At 60.1% G+C, this 1,516-nt stretch carries 2 protein-coding genes; one reads left to right on the forward strand and one right to left on the reverse strand.

Annotated elements, in window-relative coordinates; translation table 11 throughout:
• On the forward strand, positions 1 to 891 hold an 891-nt coding region (locus tag ABYT07_RS21000), incomplete at its 5' end, for a DNA topoisomerase IB (RefSeq protein ID WP_372993935.1).
• On the opposite strand, the gene ABYT07_RS21005 is transcribed toward ABYT07_RS21000, so the two are convergent.
• Positions 888 to 1,516: nucleoside/nucleotide kinase family protein (locus tag ABYT07_RS21005; protein ID WP_372993936.1), on the reverse strand; the 629-nt coding region annotated here is incomplete at its 5' end. The genes ABYT07_RS21000 and ABYT07_RS21005 overlap by 4 nt on opposite strands.

Here is a 1,516-nt window from a genome sequence, read left to right on the forward strand (position 1 = left end):
ACCTACAAGGCTGCCGATGGCACGACGATTGACCGCACGTCGGAACGCGCGCGTCTGGACGCGATGGCAGTGCCGCCCGCCTATGAGGATGTCTGGATGTCGCCCCTGCCAAACGGCCATTTGCTGGCCACGGGGCGCGATGCACGGTCCCGCAAGCAATACCGCTATCACGAGAAATGGGCAGAGGCGCAGGCGGAGACCAAGTTTAACGGCTTGATAGACTTTGGCCACGCCCTGCCGAAACTACGCCGCTTTGTGAGACGTGACCTTGAAGAAGACGCGGGCGAGCGCGCCTTTGCGCTGGCCAGTGCCGTGACCCTGATTGACCGGGCGTCGCTGCGGGTTGGCAATGCCGACTACAGCCGTGAAAACGGCAGCTATGGTACCGTGACCTTGCAGAACCGCCATGTAAAGCTGGACGGGAACAAGATCAGCCTGCGCTACACCGCCAAGGGTGGCAAAAAGGTGCGCCGTCAGATCAATGACCGGACCCTTGCGAAAACCCTGGGCAAAATCAACGATTTGCCAGGGGCTGAGCTGTTGTCTTGGCTGGATGCCGATGGCGAAGTGCATCAGTTGAATTCCACCGCGTTGAATGCCTACATCGCCCAAGCATCGGGGGACGAGGCATTTACAGCCAAGACCTTTCGTACGTGGGCCGGGACTGTTGCCGCTTTTGAGGTTGGCGAAAAAGGCGCAGCGACGATCAAGGATATGGCCACAGCCGCCGCGCATCAGTTAAGCAACACGGCTACCGTTGCACGTAATAGCTATATTCACCCGGCCGTGATTGATCTGGCAGGCGGCGACCCTCTTGAGATCGAGACTGGCCGCAGCGCGGGGCTTTTCGCCGGCGAAGCACGGCTGCTGGCGTTCTTGGAAAACGGTTAGGCCGCTGTGAAGTCGACATCGATATCGCAGGGCAGGCGGTTGGCATAGACACGCCGTGCATTGGCCATGTCATTGCCATCGGCGCGCGCTTCGGCCGCCGCTTGGCTGTGGTCATGGGCCAGCCAGCGGTCAATCAGCCGTCCGCGTAAAACGTTTTCCGGCACGGTCAAAAAGATGCGTAAATCCCACAGCGGGGCAAGGGCGGACCACGGGGTTTCCGCGAACAGCAGGTAATTGCCTTCGACAATCACGGTTTCGATATCCGGCGCGACAGTCGCTGCACCTGCGATGGCGATATCGCGGCTGCGGTCGAATTGCGGGAAATAGATTTGATCGTCTTGGGACAGGGCGTTGATCATGCGGATCAGCCCGCCAACGTCAAACGTTTCTGGGGCACCTTTGCGGTGCCGCAAACCCATCTGGTCCAGCACGGTATTGTCCAGATGGAACCCGTCCATCGGCACCACCTGCGATCTGTGTCCGCCTTTATTCAACTGGTCAGCGATGTCATCCGCAAGGGTGGATTTGCCACTTGCCGGTGCGCCAGCCACTGCAACCAAACGCCGCCGGCCCGAAAACGGGATGGCGGCGATGGCGGTGCATACTGTCGTCAGGTCCGGGCTTA

It is taken from the genome of Sulfitobacter sp., from assembly GCF_041552635.1.
Taxonomy (GTDB): domain Bacteria; phylum Pseudomonadota; class Alphaproteobacteria; order Rhodobacterales; family Rhodobacteraceae; genus Sulfitobacter.